23 protein-coding genes and 1 tRNA gene are annotated in these 26,040 nt (G+C 63.6%); 17 read left to right on the top strand and 7 right to left on the bottom strand.

From position 1 onward, the window contains the following. The first annotated feature begins 37 nt into the window (after positions 1 to 37). The 3 genes from AC0L26_RS12280 to AC0L26_RS12270 all read left to right on the top strand — a co-directional run bounded on the left by AC0L26_RS12280 (position 38) and on the right by AC0L26_RS12270 (position 3,320). Positions 38 to 886: a dimethylarginine dimethylaminohydrolase family protein gene (locus AC0L26_RS12280; protein ID WP_473633196.1), complete on the top strand. Its 849-nt coding sequence runs from the start codon at positions 38 to 40 to the stop codon at positions 884 to 886. Beyond that, complete coding sequence (locus AC0L26_RS12275) at positions 883 to 2,460, top strand: 5-guanidino-2-oxopentanoate decarboxylase (RefSeq protein ID WP_473632766.1); 1,578 nt, start codon at positions 883 to 885, stop codon at positions 2,458 to 2,460. The genes AC0L26_RS12280 and AC0L26_RS12275 overlap by 4 nt, the downstream gene beginning before the upstream one ends. A gap of 152 nt (positions 2,461 to 2,612) precedes the next feature. Further along, the gene (locus AC0L26_RS12270) at positions 2,613 to 3,320 is read left to right on the top strand and encodes an SDR family NAD(P)-dependent oxidoreductase (RefSeq protein WP_473632765.1); all 708 of its coding nucleotides are present in this window, start codon (positions 2,613 to 2,615) and stop codon (positions 3,318 to 3,320) included. 57 nt (positions 3,321 to 3,377) lie between these two features. On the opposite strand, the gene AC0L26_RS12265 is transcribed toward AC0L26_RS12270, so the two are convergent. The 5 genes from AC0L26_RS12265 to aroA all read right to left on the bottom strand — a co-directional run bounded on the left by AC0L26_RS12265 (position 3,378) and on the right by aroA (position 8,130). Further along, positions 3,378 to 3,680: a hypothetical protein gene (locus AC0L26_RS12265; RefSeq protein ID WP_473632764.1), complete on the bottom strand. Its 303-nt coding sequence runs from the start codon at positions 3,678 to 3,680 to the stop codon at positions 3,378 to 3,380. Positions 3,681 to 3,892: 212 nt separating this feature from the next. Further along, a complete protein-coding gene (gene rpsA, locus AC0L26_RS12260) occupies positions 3,893 to 5,590 on the bottom strand; it encodes a 30S ribosomal protein S1 (protein ID WP_352926453.1) in 1,698 nt (565 codons plus the stop codon). A gap of 208 nt (positions 5,591 to 5,798) precedes the next feature. Then, complete coding sequence (gene cmk / locus AC0L26_RS12255; protein WP_473632763.1) at positions 5,799 to 6,449, bottom strand: (d)CMP kinase; 651 nt, start codon at positions 6,447 to 6,449, stop codon at positions 5,799 to 5,801. Continuing rightward, entirely contained in the window at positions 6,446 to 6,772 is a 327-nt protein-coding gene (locus AC0L26_RS12250) for a hypothetical protein (protein ID WP_473632762.1), read from the bottom strand. The genes cmk and AC0L26_RS12250 overlap by 4 nt, the downstream gene beginning before the upstream one ends. Next, entirely contained in the window at positions 6,772 to 8,130 is a 1,359-nt protein-coding gene (gene aroA / locus AC0L26_RS12245) for a 3-phosphoshikimate 1-carboxyvinyltransferase (protein WP_473632761.1), read from the bottom strand. The genes AC0L26_RS12250 and aroA overlap by 1 nt, the downstream gene beginning before the upstream one ends. 195 nt (positions 8,131 to 8,325) lie before the next feature. Here aroA and AC0L26_RS12240 point away from each other — a divergent pair, with 195 nt between their 5' ends. From AC0L26_RS12240 to AC0L26_RS12225, 4 genes are all read left to right on the top strand, one after another. Continuing rightward, positions 8,326 to 8,715: a TIGR02300 family protein gene (locus AC0L26_RS12240; protein ID WP_473632760.1), complete on the top strand. Its 390-nt coding sequence runs from the start codon at positions 8,326 to 8,328 to the stop codon at positions 8,713 to 8,715. Between the two features lie 173 nt (positions 8,716 to 8,888). Then, positions 8,889 to 8,964: transfer RNA gene (locus AC0L26_RS12235), tRNA-Ala, on the top strand. Positions 8,965 to 9,684: 720 nt separating this feature from the next. Then, the gene (locus AC0L26_RS12230) at positions 9,685 to 10,284 is read left to right on the top strand and encodes an ANTAR domain-containing response regulator (protein WP_352926440.1); all 600 of its coding nucleotides are present in this window, start codon (positions 9,685 to 9,687) and stop codon (positions 10,282 to 10,284) included. A gap of 2 nt (positions 10,285 to 10,286) precedes the next feature. After that, a complete protein-coding gene (locus AC0L26_RS12225; RefSeq protein ID WP_473632759.1) occupies positions 10,287 to 11,525 on the top strand; it encodes a CmpA/NrtA family ABC transporter substrate-binding protein in 1,239 nt (412 codons plus the stop codon). 239 nt (positions 11,526 to 11,764) lie between these two features. On the opposite strand, the gene AC0L26_RS12220 is transcribed toward AC0L26_RS12225, so the two are convergent. After that, positions 11,765 to 11,896 (bottom strand): hypothetical protein, encoded by a 132-nt coding sequence (locus AC0L26_RS12220; protein ID WP_263781070.1) that lies wholly within the window; start codon positions 11,894 to 11,896, stop codon positions 11,765 to 11,767. On the opposite strand from AC0L26_RS12220, the gene AC0L26_RS12215 reads away from it, so the two are divergent. The 9 genes from AC0L26_RS12215 to AC0L26_RS12175 all read left to right on the top strand — a co-directional run bounded on the left by AC0L26_RS12215 (position 11,883) and on the right by AC0L26_RS12175 (position 23,357). Continuing rightward, positions 11,883 to 13,199, top strand: a complete 1,317-nt coding sequence (locus AC0L26_RS12215) for a CmpA/NrtA family ABC transporter substrate-binding protein (RefSeq protein ID WP_473632758.1) — start codon at positions 11,883 to 11,885, stop codon at positions 13,197 to 13,199. The genes AC0L26_RS12220 and AC0L26_RS12215 overlap by 14 nt on opposite strands. A 66-nt stretch (positions 13,200 to 13,265) precedes the next feature. Continuing rightward, a complete protein-coding gene (gene ntrB / locus AC0L26_RS12210) occupies positions 13,266 to 14,162 on the top strand; it encodes a nitrate ABC transporter permease (RefSeq protein WP_473632757.1) in 897 nt (298 codons plus the stop codon). 10 nt (positions 14,163 to 14,172) lie between these two features. Further along, positions 14,173 to 14,970, top strand: coding sequence for an ABC transporter ATP-binding protein (locus AC0L26_RS12205; protein ID WP_473632756.1), 798 nt, complete (start codon positions 14,173 to 14,175; stop codon positions 14,968 to 14,970). 397 nt (positions 14,971 to 15,367) lie between these two features. After that, positions 15,368 to 15,559, top strand: coding sequence for a hypothetical protein (locus AC0L26_RS12200; RefSeq protein ID WP_473632755.1), 192 nt, complete (start codon positions 15,368 to 15,370; stop codon positions 15,557 to 15,559). A 116-nt stretch (positions 15,560 to 15,675) separates the two neighbouring features. Then, a complete protein-coding gene (locus tag AC0L26_RS12195) occupies positions 15,676 to 16,917 on the top strand; it encodes an MFS transporter (protein ID WP_473633195.1) in 1,242 nt (413 codons plus the stop codon). Between the two features lie 19 nt (positions 16,918 to 16,936). Next, positions 16,937 to 19,387 carry a nitrite reductase large subunit NirB gene (gene nirB, locus AC0L26_RS12190; protein WP_473632754.1) on the top strand — a complete coding sequence of 817 codons (2,451 nt, stop codon included), beginning with the start codon at positions 16,937 to 16,939 and terminating at the stop codon, positions 19,385 to 19,387. 211 nt (positions 19,388 to 19,598) lie between these two features. Then, entirely contained in the window at positions 19,599 to 19,928 is a 330-nt protein-coding gene (gene nirD, locus AC0L26_RS12185; RefSeq protein ID WP_473632753.1) for a nitrite reductase small subunit NirD, read from the top strand. A 2-nt stretch (positions 19,929 to 19,930) separates the two neighbouring features. Next, positions 19,931 to 22,768 (top strand): nitrate reductase, encoded by a 2,838-nt coding sequence (locus AC0L26_RS12180; protein WP_473632752.1) that lies wholly within the window; start codon positions 19,931 to 19,933, stop codon positions 22,766 to 22,768. 103 nt (positions 22,769 to 22,871) lie between these two features. Further along, positions 22,872 to 23,357 (top strand): hypothetical protein, encoded by a 486-nt coding sequence (locus AC0L26_RS12175; protein WP_473632751.1) that lies wholly within the window; start codon positions 22,872 to 22,874, stop codon positions 23,355 to 23,357. Between the two features lie 29 nt (positions 23,358 to 23,386). Here the strand turns inward: AC0L26_RS12175 and AC0L26_RS12170 are convergent, their stop codons facing one another. After that, positions 23,387 to 24,418, bottom strand: coding sequence for a hydroxyacid dehydrogenase (locus tag AC0L26_RS12170; RefSeq protein WP_473632750.1), 1,032 nt, complete (start codon positions 24,416 to 24,418; stop codon positions 23,387 to 23,389). Positions 24,419 to 24,591: 173 nt separating this feature from the next. Here AC0L26_RS12170 and AC0L26_RS12165 point away from each other — a divergent pair, with 173 nt between their 5' ends. Continuing rightward, positions 24,592 to 26,031, top strand: coding sequence for an aldehyde dehydrogenase family protein (locus tag AC0L26_RS12165; RefSeq protein ID WP_473632749.1), 1,440 nt, complete (start codon positions 24,592 to 24,594; stop codon positions 26,029 to 26,031). Positions 26,032 to 26,040 lie beyond the last annotated feature (9 nt).

Here is a 26,040-nt window from a genome sequence, read left to right as displayed (position 1 = left end):
GGAGCACTTGGTGGGCAAAGCATACGGGTCGCAGTCCATGGCCGGGCCGCTCAGGCGAGTGTTGATGCGGTCCGCTGCAAGCGCCATGCACCGCGCCGAAGCGTCGGAATGGCACTATGGTCCCGGCTTCGATCCGCACAAGGCGGCTGTCCAGCATGAGGCGCTGACGACGCTGGTTTCGGCATCCGGCGCCGAGATCGAATGGCTGACTGACGCCGACGACGGGCTGGCCGATTCCGTCTTCACTCACGATCCGTCGCTGATGACCGACCACGGCGCCATCATCCTCGCCATGGGCAAGGCGCTGCGCCGGGCCGAGCCCGGCCTGCACGAGGCCGCATACAGGCGCATGGGTGTGCCGATCCTTGGCCGCATCGAGCACCCCGGACAGGTCGAGGGCGGCGACTGCGTCTGGGTGGATTCACGGACGCTTGCCGTCGGCCGTGGCATGCGCACCAACCAGGACGGCATCCAGCAACTCGCCAACCTGCTCACACCCCGGGGTATCCGGGTCTATGGTTACGACCTGCCGCTCTGGCATGGCGAGGAGGCCTGTCTGCATCTGATGTCGGTGATCAGTCCGCTCGCCGACGATCTGGCGCTGGTCTATGCACCGCTTTTGCCGGCCGCCTTTTACCAGATGCTGCGGGCGCGAGGCATTCGCCTGGTCGAAGGCGACGCGGACGAGTTCTTCGCCTCCAACGGCCTCAGCCTCAATGTGCTGCCGACCGCGCCACGCGACGTGATCGCCGTTGCCGGATTCCCGAAGACGGCGGCGGCCATGGCGGCCGCCGGCTGCAAGGTTTCGACCTTCGAGGCGGACGCGCTGTGCATCGCCTGCGAGGGCGGTCCGACTTGCCTCACACGTCCGGTGCTAAGACAATGACGACAGTCGGCGAAGCGCTCATCACTTTACTCGAGGCCCATGACGTCGACACCGTCTTCGGCATTCCGGGTGTGCATACTGTCGAACTCTATCGCGGGCTGGCGTGCTCGAAGATCCGCCACGTCACCCCTCGCCATGAGCAGGGCGCCGGCTTCATGGCCGACGGTTATGCGCGCGCCAGCGGCAAGCCGGGCGTTGCCTTCGTCATCACCGGACCAGGGCTGACCAACACCATCACCGCCATGGGCCAGGCCCGCGCCGATTCGGTTCCTATGCTGGTGATCTCAGGCGTGAACGCCACGCCGACGCTGGGCAAAGGCCTTGGCCATTTGCACGAACTGCCCGACCAGCGTGGCATGATGGAGAAGGTCGCGCTGTTCTCGCACCGCGTCGCCGATGCCGACGAACTGCCCGGCGTTCTTGCCCGCGCTTTTGCCCTGTTTTCATCCTCGCGCCCCGGCCCGGTTCATATCGAGATCCCGACCGACGTCATGGTCAAGCCGGCCGACGGCCTCGCGGCCTTGCTGACGAACGTAGCGCCGCCCGAGCCGGAAGCGGCCGCGATAGCAGAGGCGGCAAGGCTTTGCGCTGCTGCCCGCCTCCCGCTGATCCTTGCCGGCGGCGGCGCCAAGAGAGCCGAAGCGCCGTTGCGGCGCCTCGCCGAAAGGCTGGGAGCGCCGGTCGTCCAGACGACCAATGCCCGCGGCTTGCTGCATCGCCATCCACTTGGCGTGCCGGCCAGCCCCAGTCTGAAGGCGGTGCGCGCGCTGATTGCCGACGCCGACCTGGTCATCGCCGCCGGCACCGAATTCGGCCCGACCGATTATGACGGATATGGCGACGGCGGCTTTGTCCCGCCCACCAATCTCATCCGCATCGACATCGGCGCCGACCAGCTTGCCCGGCGACCAGCCACAGTTTCGATCCAGGCCGATTGCGGCGTAGCCCTCGAGGCGCTGTTTGCCGAAATCGGCACCGGCCAACCATCGGGCGACGGTCAGGCGCGCGCCGCTGCGACCAGGCAAGCCGCCTTTGCCGAAATCAGCCCTGGTCTCCAGGCGCAAACGCGCGCCGTCGAGGTGATCCGCGATACATTGCCAGGCTCGATCATCGTCGGCGATTCGACCCAGCCGGTCTATGCCGCCAATCTCTATTACGATCACGACCGGCCGGGCGGCTGGTTCAACGCCGCCACGGGCTTCGGCGCGCTCGGCTATGGTCCGCCGGCGGCGATCGGTGCGGCCCTTGCCGTGCCTGATGCGCCGGTCGTTTGTCTCACCGGCGACGGTGGTTTCCAGTTCACACTGCCGGAACTGGGCGCCGCCCTCGATGCTGCGGCGCCAGTGATCTTCATCGTCTGGAACAATCGCGGCTATCGCGAGATCGAAACCTCGATGCTCGATGTCGGCGTCGAACCGGTCGGCGTCTCGCCGGCGCCGCCCGACTTCTGCAAGCTGGGCGAGGCCTATGGCATTGCCGCCGAGCGGATTGTCGGTATTGACGACCTGGCGGACGCACTCAAGCGTACGCGGGCGACAAGACTGCCATATCTCATCGAGATAACTGTCGATTGAGACAGCGTCTGTCGGGATGCGATCCTCGTCGCATGGTCGACGGCTTGATGCGCAAAAGCGACGCTGCATCATCGAGATTTCGGTTGAGTGATCGCACGAAAGGCGCGACCTTCGGCGGCGGCGGGGCATATGAGTGACTGGAGCGGTCGAAGATGACGGACACACTGGACGGCAGGCATATTGTGGTGACCGGCGGCACCGGAGCGCTCGGTGGCGCGGTTGTCGGAAAACTGCTGGGTGAGGGCGCGGTCTGCCATGTGCCCAATGCCCATGCTGCCGCGCCGGCGCATTTTCCCTTCCCGGCCCATGAGCGTGTCAGGCTGGCGCACAATGTCGATCTCGCCGACCCCGCCAAGGTCGATGCGTTCTACGCCAGTGTTCCGGATTTGTGGGCATCCATCCATCTGGCCGGCGGCTTCACCGCCGCGCCGGTCGAGAAGATCGAGCCCGCCTCCTTTGCCGAAATGATGGATACCAACGCCCGCACCACCTTCCTGTGCTGCCGCGCGGCGATACGCTCGATGCTGGAATCTTCCGTGTCGGGCCGTATCGTTAATGTCACGGCGCGCGCCGGGCTCGATCTGCGGCGCGGTTCCGGCATGGTCGCCTATGCCGCCAGCAAGGCGGCGGTCGCGGCAATGACGGTGGCGATGGCGGAAGAACTCAAGGGCAGGGGCATCCTGGTCAATGCGGTCGCGCCCTCGACCCTCGATACGCCGGCTACCCGGGCTGACATGCCGGCTGCCGATTTCAGCAAATGGGTCAGCCTGGAAGCGGCCGCTGAGGCCATTGCATACCTCGCTTCGCCGGCCAATCTGGCGATGAGCGGCACGCTGGTGCCGCTTTACGGCAGGGCCTGATTTGCCGGTATCGGATCGGGCGGATGGCTCGCTGGAAAATCAGCGTCATCCGGCGGCTCATTTGCAGACGAGATCGCCGAGCTTGAGCTTGAACTTGCGCGGTCCCGGCATCGCGACCGCGCTCGCATCGTCGACGATCTGCACGTCCAGCGCGCAGCCGCCGGCCCGCACCCGATAATGGTCGTTTCCGACGCGCTCGACCGCGTCGATCGGGCCGCGGTTTTCCAGCACGCCGGCCACGGCGCCGCTGTCGACTATGGCCTGGATTTCGGCTTTGCGTTGCCAGTAGGGCGGCAGGGCCGCCGATGCCGCGATCGTGCCGATCAACAGGATTGCAAGACTAAAACCGATGCGGATCATAGAGCTCGCGCCTTCGATCGTTTCGCATTGTCCCGGACCGATCTTTCGGGCCGATGCGGCAGACTACAGGCTCCATCGGACGTTTCAAGCATGACCGGCTGCCGGGCCACCCAGCGACATTGCGCGCCTCTTCGCGGCCATGAAAAACCCGCGAACCTTTCGGTCCGCGGGTTGTGTGTTCGAGCCGCGCGCGAGGCGCGGCGTTTGCAGATTTAGCTGCCCTGCTTCTTCAGCGCGGCACCTAGGATGTCGCCCAGCGAAGCGCCGGAGTCGGTCGAGCCGTACTGGGCGACCGCTTCCTTCTCTTCGGCGATTTCCAGCGCCTTGATCGAGACCTGCAGCTTGCGGGTCTTCTTGTCGAAGGCGATGACGCGGGCGTCGACCTTCTGGCCGACCGTGAAGCGCTCGGGACGCTGCTCGTCACGGTCACGGCTGAGGTCGGAGCGCTTGATGAAGGTCTCGATGCCGCTGTCGACCAGCCGCACTTCCAGACCGCCATCCTTGACGCCGGTGACCTCGCAGGTGACGACCGCGTTCTTGCGCAGTTCGCCTGAAGTCGCCGCCTCGCCGGCCGTGTCCTTGGCCAGCTGCTTGATGCCGAGCGAGATGCGCTCCTTGTCGATGTCGACGTCGAGCACCTGCGCCTTGACCATGTCGCCGCGATTGTACTCCTCGATCACCTGCTCGCCCGGACGGGTCCAGTCGAGGTCGGACAGATGGACCATGCCGTCGACGTCGCCTTCGAGGCCGATGAACAGGCCGAACTCGGTCTTGTTCTTGACCTCGCCCTCGACCTGGCTCCCGACCGGATGGCTGCTGGCGAAAGCCTGCCACGGATTCTCGAGCGTCTGCTTGAGGCCGAGCGAGATGCGGCGCTTGGCCGGATCGACCTCGAGCACCACCACGTCGACTTCCTGCGTCGTCGACAGGATCTTGCCGGGATGCACGTTCTTCTTCGTCCACGACATTTCCGAAACGTGGATGAGGCCTTCGATGCCCGGCTCCAGCTCGACGAACGCGCCGTAGTCGGTGATGTTGGTGACGGTACCCTTGATCTTCTTGCCGATCGGGAATTTCGTTCCGATCTCGGACCACGGATCGCTCTCGAGCTGCTTCATGCCGAGCGAGATGCGGTGGGTTTCCTGGTTGATGCGGATAATCTGCACCTTGACCGTCTGGCCGATGTTGAGGATTTCGGTCGGATGGTTGACGCGGCGCCATGCCATGTCGGTGACATGGAGCAGGCCGTCGATGCCGCCGAGGTCGACGAACGCACCATAGTCGGTGATGTTCTTGACGACGCCTTCGACCACCTGGCCCTCTTCGAGGTTCTGCACGATTTCCGAACGCTGTTCGGCGCGGCTTTCCTCGAGAACGGTGCGGCGCGACACCACGATGTTGCCGCGGCGGCGATCCATCTTGAGGATCTCGAAAGGCTGCGGATTGTGCATCAGCGGCGACACGTCGCGGATCGGACGGATATCGACCTGGCTGCGCGGCAGGAAGGCCACGGCGCCGTCGAGGTCGACGGTGAAGCCGCCCTTGACCTGGTTGAAGATGACGCCTTCAACGCGCTCGCCCTTGGTGAACTTCTCTTCGAGACGGACCCAGCTCTCTTCGCGGCGGGCCTTTTCACGGGAAAGCATCGCTTCGCCAAGCGCGTTCTCGATGCGCTCGACATAGACTTCGACCGTGTCGCCGACCTTAAGCGTCGTGTCCTTGCCCTTGACGCCGAATTCCTTCAGCGGCACGCGGCCTTCGACCTTGAGGCCGACGTCGATGATGGCCATGTCCTTTTCGATCGCGGTGATCGTGCCCTTGACGACCTGGCCTTCGCCGGAGTGGCCGGCGGTAAAAGATTCTTCGAGCAGGCTCGCGAAATCATCGCGAGTGGGATTTGCAGCTGACATATTTTCTCCTGGAATGCCCCGCATCTCAAGCGGGGCGGGCGCCGTGGGTTAGCGTTGCGTTGGCCTGCCGGCGTTCCGGGCTTTCCAAAAAAGCCCTTGGCCGCTTAAGCGGCAATTCCGGCGCATGAAGAATGCTGGCAGGCTGGTTCGTGCCCGATATGGGTATCTTTTCGCCGCCGGCAATCGGCAACGGATGGAAAAACCCGGCTCAGACTTTGTTTCTCTTGGCCAGAACGTCGTCGATGATCGCCTTGGCCGCAAGAAACGCGGCTTCTATAGCCATTTCCGACGTGTCGAGCAAGTGCGCATCGGCGGCCGGCTTCAGCGGCGAGTCGGCGCGACCCATGTCGCGCTCGTCGCGGCGCAGGATATCGGCCAGGATCTCAGCGAAATTGGCGGTGCCGCCGATGCTCTCGATCTCGGCCAGCCGCCGCTCTGCCCGCACTTCGGCGCTGGCCGTCACATAGAGTTTTATGTCGGCGTCGGGACAGACGACGGTGCCGATGTCGCGGCCATCGAGCACGGCGCCCGGCGGCGCCTTGGCGAAATCGCGCTGCTTTTCGACCAGTATGCGCCGCACCGACGGAAACACCGCGACTTTCGAAGCCGCCTCGCCGACCGCATGGGCCGACAGTACCGACCGGTCGAGCTTGGCCAGGTCGACCTGCCGCGCCGCAGTTTCGGCCGCCGAGACATTGTCGAGCGGCAGGCCAACCCGAAGCAGCGCATGCGCCACCGCGCGATAGGTGAGGCCGGTGTCGAGCAGGTTCAGCCGGTAATGGTCGGCCAATCGGCGCGCTAGGGTGCCTTTGCCCGCACCTGCGGGGCCGTCGATGGCGATGGTGAAGGTTGGACTCATCTAGTTTGCCTAAACAGACGGAACGCCAGTACCGCCAAGGCGATCAAAACCGATAATGGCAACGCAATTAAAGGTATTACGCCGATTGTCATAAAGGCCATTGCCCCAAACGCGTTGAAAAGCTCCGCAAGAAAGACCCAGTCATTATTTCCAAGAAACCTGGCTGCATAAAATGACAGGTAGATGGTCGTGAATTGAAGGGCCAGAAGCCAGAAAAGAAGAGCGAAAATGCCAAATCGCTCGTTGAAAACGAGGCGTTCGATCAGATACGGGACCAGCGCAGCTCCTAGACATCCCGCTACAGCCGGCCAGTCTCGCAGCATCACTCGATCTCCGCGCCCAGCCCCTTCATAAGCCCCATGAACTCCGGAAAGCTGGTCGCGATCATCGCCTGGTCGTCGATGGTGACAGGCTTTTCCGTTGCCAGTCCCATCACCAGAAAGCTCATGGCAATGCGGTGGTCGAGATGGGTCTTCACCGTCGTGCCCTGTCCACTTGGATGGCCGCCAAGCCCCTTGCCGCCCGGCTTGCCACGTACGGCAAGCGTCGCCTCGCCCTCGGTGCAGTCGACGCCATTCAGCTTCAGCCCGTTGGCGACAGCTGACAGCCGGTCGGATTCCTTGACGCGCAGCTCTTCCAGTCCCTGCATCAGCGTCTCGCCCTCGGCGAAGCTGGCCGCGACGGCAAGCACCGGATATTCGTCGATCATCGTTGGCGCCCGTTCGGGCGGCACGGTGACGCCCTTCAGCTCGGAGTAACGCACGCGCAGATCGGCGACGTCCTCGCCGCCTTCATTGCGCGTGTCGAGAATGTCGATCCGGGCGCCCATCTCCTGCAGCGTCAGCAGAAGCCCGGTGCGGGTCGGGTTCATCAGCACGTTTTCGATTGTAATGTCCGAGCCCGGCACGATCAGCGCCGCCACCAGCGGGAAGCCGGCCGAGGACGGATCGCCGGGCACAGCGATCGTCTGTCCCGTGAGCTTGCCCTGGCCCTCGATGAAGATGTGGCGCACGCCGCGCTCGTCGGTCTCGACCGACAGATTGGCGCCGAATCCCTTCAGCATCTTTTCGGTATGGTCGCGCGTCATCACCGGCTCAATGACGGTGGTGACGCCGGGCGTGTTCAGCCCGGCGAGCAGCACCGCCGATTTCACCTGCGCCGAGGCCATCGGCACGCGGTAGGTGATGGGCGCGGCATGTTTGGGCCCGTGCAGCGTGATCGGCATGCGGTCGCCGGGCGTCGCCTTCAGCACCTGCACGCCCATCTGGCGCAGCGGCTCGAGCACGCGGCCCATCGGGCGGCCGGACAGCGACGCGTCGCCGATGAAAGTCGTCTCCATGTCGTAAGTGCCGACCAGACCCATGGTGAGGCGTGAGCCGGTGCCGGCATTGCCGAAATCGAGCGGACCTTCCGGTTGCAGCAGCGCGCCGTTGCCGGTGCCGCGGATCACCCACTCAGTGCCGTGCTTCTCGATATGCGCGCCCATCGCCTTCATCGCGGCGCCCGTGCGCATCACATCCTCGCCTTCCAGCAGGCCGGTGATGCGGGTCTCGCCGGAGGCAAGGCCGCCGAACATGAACGAGCGATGCGAGATCGACTTGTCGCCGGGTACCCGCGCGACGCCGGAAAGCGCCGACGATTTGCGAGCGGTGGCCGGTTTCGGGGCGGCAGTATGCGACATGGCTTTTCCCTGGATGAAAACGCCGGCAGCCGGCCTTTTTCTTTTGATTTGGGCGGTCTCGTATCACGGCGGGCGGAAATGGTCATCCCCTTGCAAGAGGTCTCTCAAGGCGGGGATTTGTTGCGCTGGCTTTAGGCTTTGACAGCGCCGTAAACTGTGGTTATGGGGACCAAACTTTCATCGACGAGGCTTGCTGTGGCAAAACCCGAACTTGGCACCAAACGCATCGACCCCGAAACGGGTCAAAAATTCTACGACCTGAACAAGGATCCGATCGTCTCGCCCTATACCGGCAAGAGCTATCCACGTTCCTATTTCGAGGAAGGCAAGATCGCTGCCCCCGAGGAGGAAGAGGAAGTTGCCGAGAAGGAAGTGGACGCCGAGGAGGAGGAGGGCGTCGAAGTCGTCTCGCTCGAAGAGGCGGACGAGGATGCGAAGGCCGACGATCTTCCCGATCTCGGCGATGACGAGGACGATGTGGATCTCGGCGACGACGACGACGATACTTTCCTCGCCGACGAAGAGGAAGAGGACGACGATGTCGCCGACATGATCGGCGTCGGCGACGACGACGACGAAGTCTGATCCGGCCCCTGACGCGTGCGTCTGCCGACTTTCGCGACATCTGGAGAAAAAGCCGCTCTTGAAGGCTTGATATTGACAGAAGGCGGGGTTAGAAGCCGCCTGCACTAACGGCGCGGTCTAGAACCCGCGCCGGATCTCTTCGCCGGCAACGGCGCCGGTAGACTGCCGGAAGTGGGGCCATAGCTCAGTTGGGAGAGCGCTTGAATGGCATTCAAGAGGTCGTCGGTTCGATTCCGATTGGCTCCACCAGTTTTCCCCTAGGAAAATCAGTCTCTTTAGGCCTGCCTATCACTGGCAGGCCTCACAAAACCGGTCGGTCCCCCTGTATTTCTGTTAGCCGAAACCTTGCGGTGACATCCACCGGAGGACTGCTAGCGGTCGCCTGAAGCGAAAATCCCGGCAACCACCGGGGTTTTCAGCACACTACCGCTAATAATACCAATCCCAGACCCAAACACGCCTGCGACGGCACCGGACGCGCCGATAGCCATTTCGCCAGTAACGACGGCAGGCCCTTCTCCAAGCGCGCCGCCTGCGCCGCCGCCTGCGGTGCCACGACCTATGCCGAACCGGCTCTGCTTGAATATCTTCGTCCTCGAAGGTCTCTATCTCGGGCGCGTCGAGTTCATCGAGAATGCCGCTTCTGGCGTCCGGTACACCGGCTATTGCGTCGATAGGCCGAACTGCGCTCACAAGGGCTGCTGCCCCAGCAAGGCCAAACATTCCTGTCAAAAATGATCGCCGATCCATGGAAACCTCCAATCTTCTAGCCAGCGAGACAAGGTTCGCAATCGGAAGATAGCGCAGTGGATACAAAAACAAAGTCAGACCGTGTGAACGGTATTTAAAGAAGCTTAACGGGTCGGCTCCGCGAACATGATGGCGGTCCCTCTGAATTCGAAGAGATGACTGCGTCGATTATTGCGGTGCCGCATTGCACAATCACGCGGCGTGCGCAAAAAATGCGGCATGATCCGGAAATCCCTCACCGTCCTGGTGATCGACGAAAACCACATTCGCGCCGCTATCATCGAGGCGGGATTGCGGGAGGCCGGGCATGAACAGGTCACGGTCGTTCACGACGTTGCGGGAATAGCGCGGCGCATCGCCGAGATCGAGCCGGACGTAATTGTCATCGATCTCGAGAATCCCAACCGCGACATGCTTGAGAACATGTTCCAGCTTTCGCGCGTGGTGAAGCGGCCGATCGCCATGTTCGTCGACCGGTCGGATCAGGCTTCGATCGAAGCTGCGGTGGAGGCGGGGGTCTCCGCCTATGTCGTCGACGGGCTGCGCCAGGAGCGCGTCAAGCCGATCCTCGACATGGCGATCAGCCGCTTCAACGCGTTCTCGCGAATGGCGCGCGAACTGGAAGAAGCGCGCAGTGAGTTGGAGAACCGCAAGGTCATCGACCGTGCCAAGGGCATCCTGATGAGGTCGCGCGGCCTGTCGGAGGATGCCGCCTATACGCTTCTGCGCAAGACCGCCATGAGCCAGAACCGCAAGATCAGCGAAATCGCGCAGAGCCTGGTGACGACGGCAGGTCTACTGGATCCGGGGGAGAGTTGAGCATGGCGGCCGAACACCAGATCAATGCGGGTTTCATGCCGCTCTTCGACAGCGCGGTTCTGGTCGCAGCTAGAGAGATCGGCTTTGCCGCGCGCGAAGGCATCGAGTTGACGCTCAATCGCGAAACATCCTGGGCCAACATCCGCGACCGCATCGCGATCGGACATTTCGATCTGGCGCACATGCTGGGGCCGATGCCGATCGCCTGCAATCTGGGTCTCACCCCACTCGCCTCCGACACGATCGTGCCTTTCTCGCTGGGACTGGGCGGCAACTGCGTAACGGTTTCGAACGCGGTCTGGGCGGGCATGGCCGCGCATGGTGCCTTGCCCGACCTCGATCCGGCGCGAGCCGGCAAGGCCTTGGGGATGCTGATCCGTGAACGAGCAAGTGCCGGTCGCGACCCGCTGCGCTTTGCGGTCGTGCATCCGCACTCGGGACACAATTACGAACTGCGCTACTGGCTCGCGGCCTGCGGCGTTGATCCGTCGCGCGAAATAGAAATCGTCATCGTGCCGCCGCCCTTCATGGCCGACGCACTCGCCGCCGGCAGAATCGACGGCTACTGCGTCGGTGAACCCTGGAACACCGCCTCGGTCGTCGCCGGCACCGGCCATATAGCGACAGTCAAGGCCGCCATCTGGAAGACCAGCCCCGAGAAAGTCGTCGGCGTGCGCAAGGCCTGGGCCGAAAAGCACCCGGAAGCCCTTTCGGCCCTGCTGCGCGCGCTTCATCACGCCGCGCGCTGGTGCCAGGATCCGGCAAACCGCGGCGAACTGGCCGCGCTGATGGCGCAGCCTGCCTTCCTCGGCCTGCATGCGGCAGTGCAGATGCCGATCCTGAGCGGACATCTCCAACTCGGCGGTGGCGCGGAACGAACGGTCGAGGATTTCTTCCTGCCCTTCGACAAGGCGGCCAACTTTCCCTGGAAGAGCCATGCGCTGTGGTTCTACACGCAGATGGTGCGCTGGGAACATGTGGCGCACACGCCGGAGAATCTGGCCATCGCCCGCGACTGCTACCGCCCCGATCTTTACCGGTCGGCGCTGAAGCCGCTCGGCGTCGCACTTCCCGGCGCCAATTCTAAAGTGGAGGGCGCGCTGGCGTCTGCCACACCTGTCGGCTCCGCCGGCGCCAGTCTGGTGCTCGGCCCCGATGGTTTCTTCGATGGCCAGATATTCGATCCAGACGAGGTCGACGCCTACATTGCCGGGCAGAAATTGGCGCGCGTCGAAGCCTGATCATTTTCGCGCCATTCTTGTGCATTGCACAAAAATTATGCGTGCGACTGCGCTAATGAACAATCTTTGGCTTGCTCGCCCAACGGGCCAGCGCACCGATGATTATGGCATGCCGTTGATCTAATTGATGTTTGTCATCTACTCCGAAACTGGCACGGTTCCTGCTTTGCAATAGACAGACCCTTCTCGGGGTCACGGAACAGGCGTCCAATGGCGGGCGCTACAGGCAAAGCTGCCGCTCAGGTCAACACGCGATCCCGGATGGACGGGCGCGCGGCCTGGCCGGCGGCTTTTTTGTTTTGACCGAACACGCAATCGACGGCGCTGATCCCAAGCAGTGCCCAACGGGAGACGACGATGACGAAACGCATCAAGACTGAAGCCCCTCTCGAGAGCATGACCCGCCGCAATTTTCTGATGGCAAGTGCGGCCACCGCGGCAACCCTGACGGCCGCGCGGGCGCTGCTGCCCTCTGGCGCCTATGCGGCTACTGCCGCCCCGGAAGTCACCGGCGCCAAGCTCGGCTTCATCGCGCTGACCGATGCGGCGCCCCTCATGATCGCCAAGGAGAAGGGGTTATTCGAAAAGTTTGGCATGCCCGATGTCGAGGTGCTCAAACAGGCCTCCTGGGGCGCGACGCGCGACAATCTGATGCTCGGCGGCGAAGCCAACGGCATCGACGGCGCCCATATCCTGACGCCGATGCCTTACCTCATGCACACCGGCAAGGTGACGCAGAATAACCAGCCGATGCCGATGGCGATCGTGGCGCGGCTTAACTACGACTGCCAGGCCATTTCCGTCGCCCAGGAGTATGCCAGCACCGGCGTCGGCCTCGATGCCTCCAAGCTGAAGGACGCCTTCGCCGCCAAGAAGGCCGAAGGCAAGGAGGTGAAGGCCGCCATGACTTTCCCGGGCGGCACCCATGATTTGTGGCTGCGCTACTGGCTGGCCGCCGGCGGTATCGACCCGGACAAGGATGTCTCCACCATCGTCGTGCCGCCGCCGCAGATGGTCGCCAACATGAAGGTCGGCAACATGGACGTGTTTTGCGTCGGCGAGCCATGGAACGAGCAGCTCGTCCACCAGGGTGTCGGCTTCACCGCCGCCACGACAGGCGAATTGTGGAAGGGCCATCCGGAAAAGGCGCTCGGCCTGCGCGCCGAATTCATCGACAAATATCCGAACGCCACCAAGGCCATCCTGATGGCCGTCATGGCAGCCCAGCAATGGTGCGAGGCCATGGAAAACAAGGACGAAATGGCTGCCATCATCGGCAAGCGGCAGTGGATGAACGTGCCGACCGCCGACATCATCGGCCGCCTCAAGGGCGACATCAATTACGGCAATGACCGCGTCGCCACCGGCACCGACCTCTACATGAAGTTCTGGAAGGGCGGCGTGTCCTATCCGTTCAAGAGCCACGACAGCTGGTTCCTCGCCGAGAACATCCGCTGGGGCAAATTCGCGGCAACCACCGACATCAAGGCGCTGGTCGATCAAGTCAACCGCGAGGATCTGTGGCGCGAGGCGGCCAAGGACCTCGGCGTCGCCGCGGCCGATATCCCGGCATCTTCGTCGCGCGGCGTGGAGACCTTCTTCGACGGCAAGATCTTCGATCCGGCCAACCCGTCCGCCTATCTCGACAGCCTCGAAATCAAGGCATCGGCCTGACGTCGACGGCAAGCGGCGCCGTTGGCGCCGCCTGTCACTCCACGTGTTCAAGGAGCTCTTTGCGAAATGTCTATCCAAGCCATCGAGGACACTAAGGTGAAGGCGTTCCCCGCGCCTGCCAAGCCCGCAGAGGTCATAGCTTTCGCGGCCAAGGTGAGGCGCCGCTTCGATCCCGCCGCGATCGCCGGCAAACTGGCGAGCACTCTGGTGCCGCCGGCAGTCGTCATCGCCGTCATGCTGGTCATCTGGCAGATCGCCTGCTCGTCGCCCAATGCCAGCTTGCCGCCACCTAGCCAGGTGTGGAACGAGGCCTACGATCTGATCGCCCATCCGTTCTTCGACTATGGTCCGCAGGATATCGGACTGGCCTGGCGGGTGCTGATCTCGCTGCAGCGCGTCGCCATTGGCTTCGGCCTGGCTGCAATTGTCGGCGTTGCGCTCGGCGCACTGGTCGGCCAGTCGATCTGGGCGATGCGCGGCCTCGACCCGGTGTTCCAGATTCTGCGCACCGTGCCGCCGCTCGCCTGGCTGCCGCTGTCGCTGGCGGCGTTCCGCGATTCCAGCCCGTCGGCGATCTTCGTCATCTTCATCACCTCGATCTGGCCGGTGATCATCAACACCGCCGTCGGCGTCCGCAACATTCCCGAGGATTACCGCAACGTCGCCCGCATCCTCCGGCTCAACCAGCTCGAATTTTTCGTGAAGATCATGGTGCCGGCCGCGGCGCCTTACATCTTCACCGGCTTGCGCATCGGCATCGGCCTGTCCTGGCTTGCCATCGTTGCGGCCGAAATGCTGACAGGCGGCGTCGGTATCGGCTTCTTCATCTGGGATGCCTGGAACTCGTCGCGGCTGCCCGACATCATCGTCGCGCTCGCCTATATCGGCGTCACCGGCTTCTGCCTCGACCGCCTGGTTGCGGCGGTCTGCGCCTTCGTCACCCGCGGCACAACGGCAAAGTGAGGAAAGCGCCATGACGGCCTACCTGAAACTCGACCATATCGACAAATCCTTTGCCCGCGGCGGCCAGATCAGCGAGGTGCTGAAGGACATCCGGCTGACCATAGACAAGGGCGAATTCGTCTCGATCATCGGCCATTCCGGCTGCGGCAAGTCGACCTTGCTCAACCTTATCGCCGGGCTGACGAGAGTGTCCGCCGGCGCGGTCCTGCTCGAAGACAAGGAGGTCGACAGCCCCGGTCCCGAGCGCGCCGTGGTGTTCCAGAACCACAGCCTTTTGCCGTGGCTCACCGTCTACGAGAACATCAATCTGGCGGTGTCGAAAGTGTTCGGTTCGACCAGGACTCGGGCCGAGCGGCATGACTGGATCATGCGTAATCTCGAGCTCGTGCAGATGGCGCACGCCAGGGACAAGCGGCCCGCCGAGATTTCGGGCGGCATGAAGCAGCGCGTCGGCATCGCCCGCGCGCTGGCCATGGAACCGAAGATCCTGCTGCTCGATGAGCCGTTCGGCGCGCTCGACGCGCTGACGCGCGCCCATCTGCAGGATGCGGTGATGGATATCCATTCGAGGCTTGGCTCGACGACGATCATGATCACGCACGATGTCGACGAGGCGGTGCTGTTGTCCGACCGCATTGTGATGATGACCAACGGCCCGGCGGCGACCATCGGCGAGGTGCTTGCCGTGCCGCTGGCCCGGCCGCGCCGACGCATCGAGCTTTCCTCCGACCGGACCTTCCTGCGCTGCCGCGAGGCGGTGCTGAAGTTCCTCTACGAACGCCATCGCTTCGTCGAAGCCGCGGAGTAAGGCCATGGCCGAAAAACGCGTTTCATCGACAATTGGCAATCTGCGTCGGTAATGGGCAATCTACCGCATTGCACAAATATTATGCTGCTGCGCAAGTCATTCTGACTAAGCTTTGATCCGCTGTCGGGCTTGGTCAAAAATCGCTCGGCGGCGGTTCACATTGATTTTATTCGGTAATTTAGAGCGTTGTCGAATTGGCACGCTTCCTGCTTTCTAAAATGTAGGCCCGCAAGGGCCAAGTGACACGGCGTCCAATGGCGGGCGCCACAGGCAAAGCTGCCGCTCAGGTCAATACGCGATCCCGGATGGACGGACGCGCGAAGACCTGGCCGGCGGCTTTTTTGTTTTTACACGATCGACGGCGCTGGTCCCAAGCAGCGCCCAACCGGAGACGACGATGACGAAACGGATCGGAACTGGCGCGTCCCTCGCGGACTTCACGCGCCGCGATTTTCTGGCCAGCAGCGCGCTGACGGCGGCGCTGTTCACCGCCGCGCTCCTGCTGTTTCCCGTTGGCGCCAAGACGGAAAGCAAAGACCTGACCGTAGCGAGCCCGGTCTCGTTGGACGGGCCGATGCCGCGCCGCTGATCACTCACCCACAAAACATCCGCGGTGCCTCCCACGCCGCAAACCGGAGCCAGACGTTGACCGCAAATCTCCCAGCCGCGCCCAGCCAGGACAGTGCTCCCCAGCAGGCGCTTGTGATGTCCACCATCGCCTTCACCGTCTGCTTCGCGGTGTGGACGATCTTTTCAATCATCGGCGTGCGCATAAAGCAGGACCTTGGGTTGAACGAGACGGAGTTCGGCCTGCTGGTCGGCACCCCGATCCTCACCGGTTCGCTCGTGCGCATGGTGCTCGGTGTCTGGACCGACCGGCTTGGCGGACGGCTGGTATACACCGCGACCATGCTTGCGGCGGCGGTCGCGACCTTCCTGCTCGCTTTTGCGCAAACCTACGCACAGATGCTGGTCGCCGCGTTAGGCGTTGGGCTCGCCGGTGGTTCCTTCGCCGTCGGTGTCGCCTATGTCTCGCGCTTCTTCCCGGCTGGCAAGCAGGGCACGGCGCTTGGCATTTTCGGTGTCGGCAATGTCGGCGCCGCGGTTACCAAGTTCCTGGCACCGTTCGTGCTTCTCTCCTGGGGCTGGCAGTCGGTCGCGCTGATCTGGGCGGCAGCACTCGTCGTCATGGCCGCCGTCTTCTGGTTCACGACCGGCGACGATCCGGTCATCCGCGAGCGCCGTGCCGGCAAGGCAGCGCCCGCGAGAAGCTTCTTGCAGGAATTCGCGCCGCTCAAGAATCTGCAGGTCTGGCGCTTCGCCTTCTATTATTTCTTCGCCTTCGGTGCATTCGTGGCGCTGTCGCTGTGGCTGCCCCGCTACCTGGTCGGCGTCTATGGCTTCGGGCTTGCTACCGCCGGCATGATCGGCGCGGCCTATTCAATTCCCGCAAGTATTTTCCGCGCCTATGGTGGCGTGCTTTCCGACCGCATCGGCGCCCGCACCGTGCTCTACTGGACCTTCGCTGTCAGTGCCGTCGCGACTCTCGTTCTGTCTCTCCCCTCGGCAGACTACGTCGTGCGCGGCATCAGCGGGCCGATCGCCTTCCATTTCGAGATCGGCCCGCTCGCCTTCATAACCGTCGCCTGCGTGCTCGGCTTCTTCATGAGCCTTGGCAAGGCCGCCGTTTACAAGCACATCCCGGCTTACTACCCGCAGAGTGTCGGCGCGGTCGGCGGCGTTGTCGGCATGATTGGCGGGCTCGGCGGCTTTATCCTGCCAATCGCCTTCGGCGCACTCAACGACCTCACCGGCGTCTGGTCGAGCTGTTTCATGCTGCTCTTCGTCATCGTCGCCACCTGCTTTGCCTGGATGCACTTCAGCATCCGGCGGATGGAGCGCGAGGCCACCGCCGAAGCTTCAGGCCTTTCCTACGCGGCTGAGTGAGAGCGGAGTGGATCAGGACATGACCGAAAAACTCGTCATCATCGGCAACGGCATGGCCCCCGGGCGCATGCTGGAGCACCTGCTGGAAAAGGCGCCGGACCTCTACCAGGTCACCATCTTCAACGCCGAGCCGCGCGTGAACTACGACCGCATCATGCTGTCGCCGGTTCTGTCAGGCGAAAAGGATTATGAGGAGATCATCATCCATGGCGATGGCTGGTACATCAAGCACGGGATCACCCTCTACAAGGGCCACAAGATCGTCGCCATCGACAGGGCAGCAAAAACAGTCACCTCCGATCACGGCGTGACCGAGCCCTATGACAAACTCGTTATCGCCACCGGCTCGGTGCCGTTCATCATCCCGGTGCCGGGCCATGATCTGCCGGGCGTGCTAACCTATCGCGATCTCGATGACGTTCGGGCGATGATGCTCGCCGCCCAGTCGCGGGCCAAGGCGGTGGTCATCGGCGGCGGCCTGCTCGGGCTGGAAGCGGCTGCGGGCCTGAACTCGCAAGGCATGGACGTCACCGTGCTGCATGTCATGCCGACGCTGATGGAGCGACAGCTCGATCCTGCCGCCGGCTACCTCCTGCAGCGTGCTGTCGAGCAGCGCGGCATCAAGGTCATCACCAAGGCCAACACCCAGGCGATCACAGGCAAGGGCAAGGTCGAGCAGGTGGAACTCGCCGACGGAACCATCATTCCGGCGACGCTCGTCGTTATGGCGGTGGGGATCAGGCCGAATGCGGCGCTGGCGAAGGAAGCCGGCATTGCCGTCAATCGTGGTATCGTCGTCGATGCCGGCATGCGCAGCAACGACCCCGATATCTTCGCGCTGGGTGAATGCGCCGAGGTCAACGGCATGGTCTACGGCCTGGTCGCGCCGCTCTATGAGATGGCGCGTGTCGCCGCCAGCCAATTGGCCGGCGACGAAGCTGCTGCCTTCGTCCATTCGGACACGCCGACCAAGCTCAAGGTCACTGGCATCGAGCTGTTCTCGCTCGGCGACTTCGCCGAGGGCGAGGACCGCCAGGAGATCGTGCTGCGCGACGCCGCCGCCGGCGTCTACAAGCGGCTGGTGCTTAGGGATGACCGCATCATCGGCACCGTGCTTTATGGCGAGACGGCGGACGGCGCTTGGTTCAACGACCTCAAGAAGAAGCAGACCGACATATCGGAAATGCGTGACACGCTTATCTTCGGCCAGTCATACCAGGGAGGCGCCTCCCTGGACCCTATGGCGGCCGTTGCAGCCTTGCCGGATGATGCGGAAATCTGCGGCTGCAACGGCGTTTGCAAGGGAAAGATATCAGGCGCGATCACGGCCAAGGGCCTGACCTCGCTCGACGACGTGCGTGCCCACACCAAGGCGTCCGCTTCCTGCGGCTCCTGCACCGGGTTGGTCGAAAAGTTGATAGTGCTGACCATCGGCGACAAATACAATCCGGCGGCTGTGCAGCCGATGTGCGGCTGCACCACGCTCGGCCACGACGAAGTCCGCCGGCTGATCAAGGCCAAGGGCCTGAAGACCATCCCCGCCGTCATGCAGGAGCTGGAATGGACCACTTCCTGCGGCTGCGCCAAATGTCGGCCGGCGCTCAACTACTATCTGGTCTGCGACTGGCCGGACGAGTATGCCGACGACTACCAGTCGCGCTTCATCAACGAGCGCGTCCACGCCAACATCCAGAAGGACGGCACCTATTCGGTGGTGCCGCGCATGTGGGGCGGCGTCACCAATGCCGCCGAACTGCGCGCCATCGCCGACGTCGTCGACAAGTTCGAGATCCCGATGGTCAAGGTCACCGGCGGACAGCGCATCGACATGCTCGGCATCCGCAAGGAAGACCTGCCCGCGGTGTGGTCCGATCTCGGCCAGGCTGGCTTCGTCTCCGGCCACGCCTATGCCAAAGGGTTGCGCACGGTAAAGACCTGCGTTGGTTCGGACTGGTGCCGCTTCGGTACACAGGATTCGACGGGCTTCGGTGTCCGTATCGAAAAATTCATGTGGGGCTCGTGGACGCCCGCCAAGGTCAAGATGGCGGTCTCGGGCTGCCCCAGGAACTGCGCGGAAGCAACCTGCAAGGATGTCGGCGTGATCTGCGTCGATTCGGGCTATGAGATCCATTTCGCCGGGGCCGCCGGCCTCGACATCAAGGGCACAGAGGTGCTTGGCCTGGTGAAGACCGAGGACGAGGCGCTGGAGCATATCGTGGCGCTGACGCAGATGTATCGCGAACAGGGCCGCTATCTCGAGCGCATCTACAAATGGGCCAAGCGCATCGGCATCGCCGAGATCAAGCGCCAGATCATGGACGATGGCGACAAGCGCAAGGCCTATTACGAGCGCTTCGTCTTTTCGCAGAAATTCGCGCAGGTCGACCCGTGGTCGGAACGCGTTTCCGGCAAGGATAAGCACGAATTCCGGCCGATGGCTTCGGTGGGTTTCGCAGAGGCGGCAGAGTGATGGAGATGTTTGCGCCATCTACCCCCCTCTGGCCTGCCGGCCATCTCCCCCTCAGGGGGGGAGATCAGCCTTCATTGCTGCCTTCGCAAATCGCCCACGTTGCAGAACGGGCGATGCGCCCGAAGCTGCCAATCTCCCCCCTTGAGGGGGAGATGTCCGGCAGGACAGAGGGGGGTGCCCGGGCGCATTCCTATCAAGCAAAGGCGGCCCCATGACCTGGATATCGATCGGCTCCATCTCCGACATCCCCCGCCGTGGCGCACGCTGCGTCGACACCCCTGAGGGAAAAATCGCCGTCTTTCGCACGGCGGAGGACCGGGTCTTCGCCATCGAGGACCATTGCCCGCACAAGGGCGGGCCGCTCAGCCAAGGCATCGTCCATGGCGCGGCGGTGACCTGCCCCTTGCACAATTGGGTGATCTCGCTCGAAACCGGCAAGGCGATCGGCGCCGACGAAGGTAGCGTACGCACGATCCCGGTGAAGGTCGACGGCGAGCGGCTGTTCCTGGCGCTCGAAGCGCTGGCCAGCCGCGCAGCCTGAGCATGAAGATCGACGAAGCGCGCGAGGTGAGGACCACCTGCCCCTATTGCGGGGTGGGCTGCGGCGTGCTGGCGAAGGTCGCCGCGAACGGTGAGGTAACCGTTCGCGGCGATCCTGACCATCCGGCAAATTTCGGCCGGCTCTGTTCCAAGGGCTCGGCGCTGGCCGAGACGATCGACCTCGACGGCAGGCTGCTCTATCCGGAGATTCACGGTCGCCGCACCGGCTGGGACGAAGCGCTTGACCTCGTCGCCTCGACCTTTTCGCAAACCATCGACGAGCACGGCCCCGACGCGGTCGCCTTCTACGTCTCGGGCCAGTTGCTGACCGAAGACTATTATGTCGCCAACAAGCTGATGAAAGGCTTCATCGGCTCGGCCAATATCGACACCAATTCGCGCCTGTGCATGGCCTCGTCGGTTGCGGGCCACCGCCGCGCCTTCGGCTCCGACACGGTACCGGGCAGCTACGAGGATCTAGAGCTTGCCGACCTGATCGTGCTGGTCGGCTCCAACCTCGCCTGGTGCCATCCGGTGCTCTACCAGCGCATCGCCGCCGCCCGGGAAAAGCGGCCCGACATGAAGGTGGTGCTGATCGACCCGCGCCGTACGATGACTGCAGATATCGCCGACATGCATCTGGCGATCGCGCCGGATGGCGACGTTGCTTTGTTCACAGGGCTGCTCGCCTATCTCGGCCAGCATAATGCGCTGGACCGCAGCTATATCACGGCGCACACGAACGGCTTCGGGCAAGCCCTTTTCGCCGCCTCCGCGCTCGACCTTGCCGGTATCGCCGCTGCCACGGGCTTGAGCGAGGACGAGCTTGGCCGCTTCTACAGCCTGTTTGCCGCGACGGCGAAGACGGTGACCGTCTACAGCCAAGGGGTGAACCAGTCGTCCTCGGGCACCGACAAGGTCAACGCCATCATCAACTGCCATCTCGCCACGGGCCGCATCGGCAAGCCCGGCGCCGGGCCCTTTTCGGTGACCGGCCAGCCCAACGCCATGGGCGGCCGCGAGGTCGGCGGCATGGCCAACATGCTGGCCGCCCATATGGAGATCGAAAACCCCGAACATCGCGACCGCGTGCAGCGCTTCTGGAGCGCGCCTGACATCGCCGAAAAACCCGGTTTGAAGGCGGTCGAGATGTTTCAAGCTGTGGCCGACGGGCGCATCAAGGCGCTGTGGATCATCGCGACCAACCCGGTCGATTCGATGCCGGATGCCGATGCCGTCGAGGCGGCGATCAAGGCCTGTCCGTTTGTCGTGGTATCGGACGTGCTGGCCAAGACCGATACGGTCCGCCACTCCCATGTCCGGCTGCCCGCCACCGCGTGGGGCGAAAAGGGCGGCACCGTCACCAATTCGGAGCGCCGCATCTCGCGCCAGCGCGCCTTTTTGTCCACGCCCGGCGAGGCAAGAGCCGACTGGTGGATCATCGCCGAAGTGGCCAGGCGAATGGGTTTTGGCGAGGCGTTTTCTTATGCGTCGCCGGCGGAGATCTTTGCTGAGCACGCCGCGCTGTCGGCATTCGAGAATGACGGCGCGCGGGATTTTGATATCGGTACCTATGGCGACATTGACGCTGAGGACTACGAGGATTTGGCGCCTTTCCAGTGGCCGGCGCCGAGCCCAGGCACCCCCCTCTGGCCTGCCGGCCATCTCCCCCTCAAGGGGGGAGATCAGCTTGCCACTCGGCTTTCGCCAATCACTGACGATGCAGAAGAGGTCTCGGAGTCAAAGCTGCCAATCTCCCCCCTTGAGGGGGAGATTGCCGGCAGGCCAGAGGGGGGTGCCTGGGCTCGGCGACCGGAGGGGCCCGTTCGCTTCTTCGCCAACGGCGGCTTCTACACACCCGACCGCAAGGCGCGTTTCATCGCCGTCCGCCCGACAGCGCAAACCCGCACCAGCCCGGACTATCCACTCGTCCTCAACACCGGTCGCGTCCGCGACCACTGGCACACCATGACGCGGACCGGCAAGAGCCAGCGGCTATCCCAGCACATGGCCGAGCCGTTCGTCGAAATCCACCCGGCGGATGCCGCCTGCACCGGCATTGGCGACGCCGACATCGTGCGCGTCTCGACTGTGCATGGCGAAGTGCTGGTCCGGGCGCTGCTAACGGCTCGGCAGCGACCGGGATCGGTCTTCGTGCCGATGCACTGGACCGACCAGTTCTCCGCGCGGGCACGCGTCGATGCGTTGGTGGCGCCCATCACCGATGCTGTGTCCGGGCAGCCGGCCTCGAAAAATGTTGCCGCCCGCGTGGAACGCTTCGCTGCTGCCGCCTTCGGCTTCGCCGTGCTGGCCGAACGGCCGGCCTCGATCGACGCCAATTATTGGACCCTCGCCCGCTGTGCCGCCGGCTGGCGCCTAGAGCTTGCGTTCGAGGCTGGCCGGGACTGGCCGGCTATCGCAGCCTCGCTTTTCGGAGCGGACGCGGAAGGCGAGGCGCTCGCCTATCATGACGTCACCGGCGGGCACTATCGCTTTGCTCGTTTCGCCGGCAGCCGGCTGGCTGGCGCGCTCTATCTGGCGCCCAAGCCGGTCGCCGTGTCGCGCAGCTGGGCGGTGGAGCAGTTGAGCGCGGACCACGCCGATCGGCGTGGGCGGCTGGCGATCGTAGCCGGGCGGCCCGGCGGCAACCGCGTCGACCGTGGCGCCATCGTATGCTCCTGTTTCGGGGTTGGCGCCAATCAGATCGCGGAAGCGGTGCGCGGCGGCTGCGTAAGTGTCGAATCGATCGGCGCCACGCTGCATGCCGGCACGAATTGCGGTTCCTGCCGTGCCGAGATCAGGACCATCATCGAGGCGCGACGCCTTCAAGCGGCGGAGTGAGGGCGTCGAGAAACTCTGTCGCGCCGGGCCTCGACGCTTACCAGCAATTTACAAACCATGGGCTACCAACGTCCTCATTCGATTCGTTCCGAACAGGACCCTTATGAGCAAAGCCCTCACTTCATTCGCACTGGTCGCCATATTGACGGCTTTGCTGATGGCGCTCAGCCTGGCAGTGGCCCAGCATGGCTATCCCTATGGTGCGATCGGCGCAAAACGCCTGGGCGACGTCGCCGATGCCGGGACGTTTATCCCGCTTGCATCAGTCTATTTCTTCAGCGCGCTGCTGATGATGATCTTGCCGATCAGGGCCGCCAGCGTCGTCCTGACGAACGCTGCGGATGCGATCTTCTGGACAGTCGTCGTGTTGTTTGCAGCCATCATCGGCTGCCTCGCTGCCAGATGGGCTTTCGATCGAAGCAACATCTTGCCGGCGCTGCTGAACTGGCGCTTCCTGTTTGTCGTCGCCATCGTCGGCTGCCATCTCTTCATGAACGAGCTGCGCCGCAATGTCCTGCTAAGAAGCCTGTTCTTTGTCGTCTTCGCCGCAGCGACGCTGGCCTGCCTGTTCTGGTCGTTCACCATCTGAAAAACCCGCGCAGGCGCTGGCTTGGCGGCTCAGTTCTTGTCGACCGGCTTCGAACGCATGCGCGAAACGGTTTCGCGTTCGGCCCGCTTCGACCGCATCGGCGGCAGCCCGCGGTCGATCAGGTCCATGTCTTCCAGCACCATGTCGCCCATGCGCTTGAAGGCGATGTCGAGTGCGCCGGCCCGGTGGGCGGAGCGCAGGAAGCCGGGCAGCGCGCGCACAGGATGATCCTGCGCCAGCGGCTCTTCCGGAAACACGTCGCTGGCGGCGACGATGTGACCGCTGCGAACCGCGTCCATCAACGCCGGAAAATCGACCACGCCGGCACGGCTGAGCAGGATGAAGGCGGCTCCCTTGCGCATTCTGGCAAAGGCCCCGGTGCCGAGAAACCCCTGGTTTTCGCTGGTCACAGAAGCGACGACGAAAACGAAATCGCTCTCCGACAGAACCGAGTCGAGCGAAGCCGGCTCGACGCCGTTCTCTATCAGGATCGACGGCGGCAGCCACGGATCGAAAACCTTGGTCCGCGTGCGAAAGCCCGACAGCAGCCGGTTGAGCGCGCGACCGAGGTCGCCGAAGCCGATGATGCCGACATCCGCGCCAGAAAGAAGTCGCGCCGTCCGGTTACCGTCGCCGCCCCACAGCTCCTTGCCTTGCCGGAAGGCGAGGTCCGCATCGACGATGTCGCGAGCGAGGTTGAGCGCCATGGCAAGGCCGAGCTCGGCAACAGGCTCGGCGAAGACCAGGCCCGTGGTGACGACATGGATGCCGCGCGTAAACAGCGTCTCATACGGCATGTTGTTGAGGAGATTGCTCTCGACATTGAAGATGCAGCGCAGCGTTTGCATCTTGTCGAGCGTCTCCGGCGCGATCGGCGGCTGGCCGACAATGTAGCGCGCCTCGGCGAGCACATCGGCCGGCAGGGCCGCGACGCCTTCCGGCGACGTTTCGACGATACGATATTTGGCGCGGAATCTCGCCAGTGCCTCGGGCGTGAAAATCAGGTCGAGCGTGCGTGGCTCGGGCGCGCTGATTACCATCGGCAAGGCGCTGTCGGACATGGCGGTTCCTCCTGGCGCGATCCGCGTCGCACACACACTAAAGTCATGGTTTACCACCTAGACACCTAACACATGCCTGTCGAGGAGGAGAACTTTGCCGCCGGCGGCCTTGCGGTGTGGCGGCCGGTGGTCCAGATAGACGGCAATCGAAAGACGACAAGGAAGACAGCGATATGACCCCGTTTCGAAAGAACCTCATCGATGGCGAGTGGGTTGGCGATGCCGGCTCCCGCAACATCAACCCGTCCAATCTCGACGACGTGGTCGGCGAATATGCGTCGGGCGACGCCGAGCAGGCCCGGCAGGCGATCGCGGCGGCGAAAGCGGCATTTCCGGCATGGTCGCGATCGGGCCTGCTGGCACGCCACGCGGTGCTGAGAAAGGCGTCGGACGAGATCACCGCGCGCAAAGATGAAATCGGCAGGGCATTGGCGCGCGAGGAAGGCAAGACGCTGGTCGAGGGCGTTGGCGAGACCGTGCGCGCCGCCCAGATCTTCGATTTCTTTGCTGGTGAGGTGCTGCGCCTGTCGGGCGAGCTGGTTCCAAGCGTGCGGCCCGGCGTCGGTGTCGAGATCACGCGGGAGGCGGTCGGCGTCGTCGGCATTATCACGCCATGGAATTTCCCGATCGCCATCCCGGCGTGGAAAATCGCTCCTGCCCTGGCCTATGGCAATACCATCGTCTTCAAACCGGCCGATCTGGTTCCGGAGAGTGCCTGGACCATTGTCGACATCCTGCATCGGGCCGGCCTGCCGAAGGGCGTGCTCAATCTCGTCATGGGCAAGGGTTCGGTGGTCGGCCAGGCCATGCTCGACAGCCCCGACCTCAATGCCATCACCTTCACCGGTTCGGTCGGCACCGGCAAGCGCGTGGCTGCCGCGAGCGTCGAGCACATGCGCAAGTTCCAGCTCGAAATGGGCGGCAAAAACCCGCTTGTCGTGCTCGACGATGCCGATCTTGCCGTCGCCGTCGACTGCGCGATTAACGGCGCATACTTCTCGACCGGCCAGCGCTGCACGGCATCGTCCCGCCTGGTCGTGACGGACGGCATCCACGATCGCTTCGTCGATGCGATGAAGGATCGCCTGGCCAAGCTGGTCGTCGGCGACGCTCTCGATGCGAAAACGCAGATCGGACCAGTCGTCGACCAGAGCCAGTTGAAACAGGATGAAGACTATATCGCCATCGGCCGCCAGGAAGGCGCCGATCTGGCCTTCGGTGGCGAGCGGCTCGATCGCGAAACCCGCGGCTTCTACCTGCAGCCGGCGCTGTTTACGCAAGCCAGCAACGCCATGCGCATTTCACGCGAGGAGATCTTCGGACCGGTCGCCAACGTGATCCGCGTCAAGGACTATGACGAGGCGCTGGCGGTCGCCAACGACACGCCGTTCGGGCTGACGTCGGGCATCTGCACATCGAGCCTCAAGCACGCCACGCATTTCAAGCGCAATTCGGAGGCCGGCATGGTGATGGTCAATCTGCCGACGGCAGGCGTCGACTTCCATGTGCCTTTCGGCGGCCGCAAGGGATCGAGCTACGGCCCACGCGAGCAGGGCCGCTATGCGGCGGAATTCTACACCACGGTGAAGACCGCCTACACGTTCGCCGGCTGATAAAGTCGG

This window comes from Mesorhizobium sp. WSM4823, from assembly GCF_055811195.1.
This window is presented reverse-complemented; position numbering and strand designations above follow the sequence as displayed.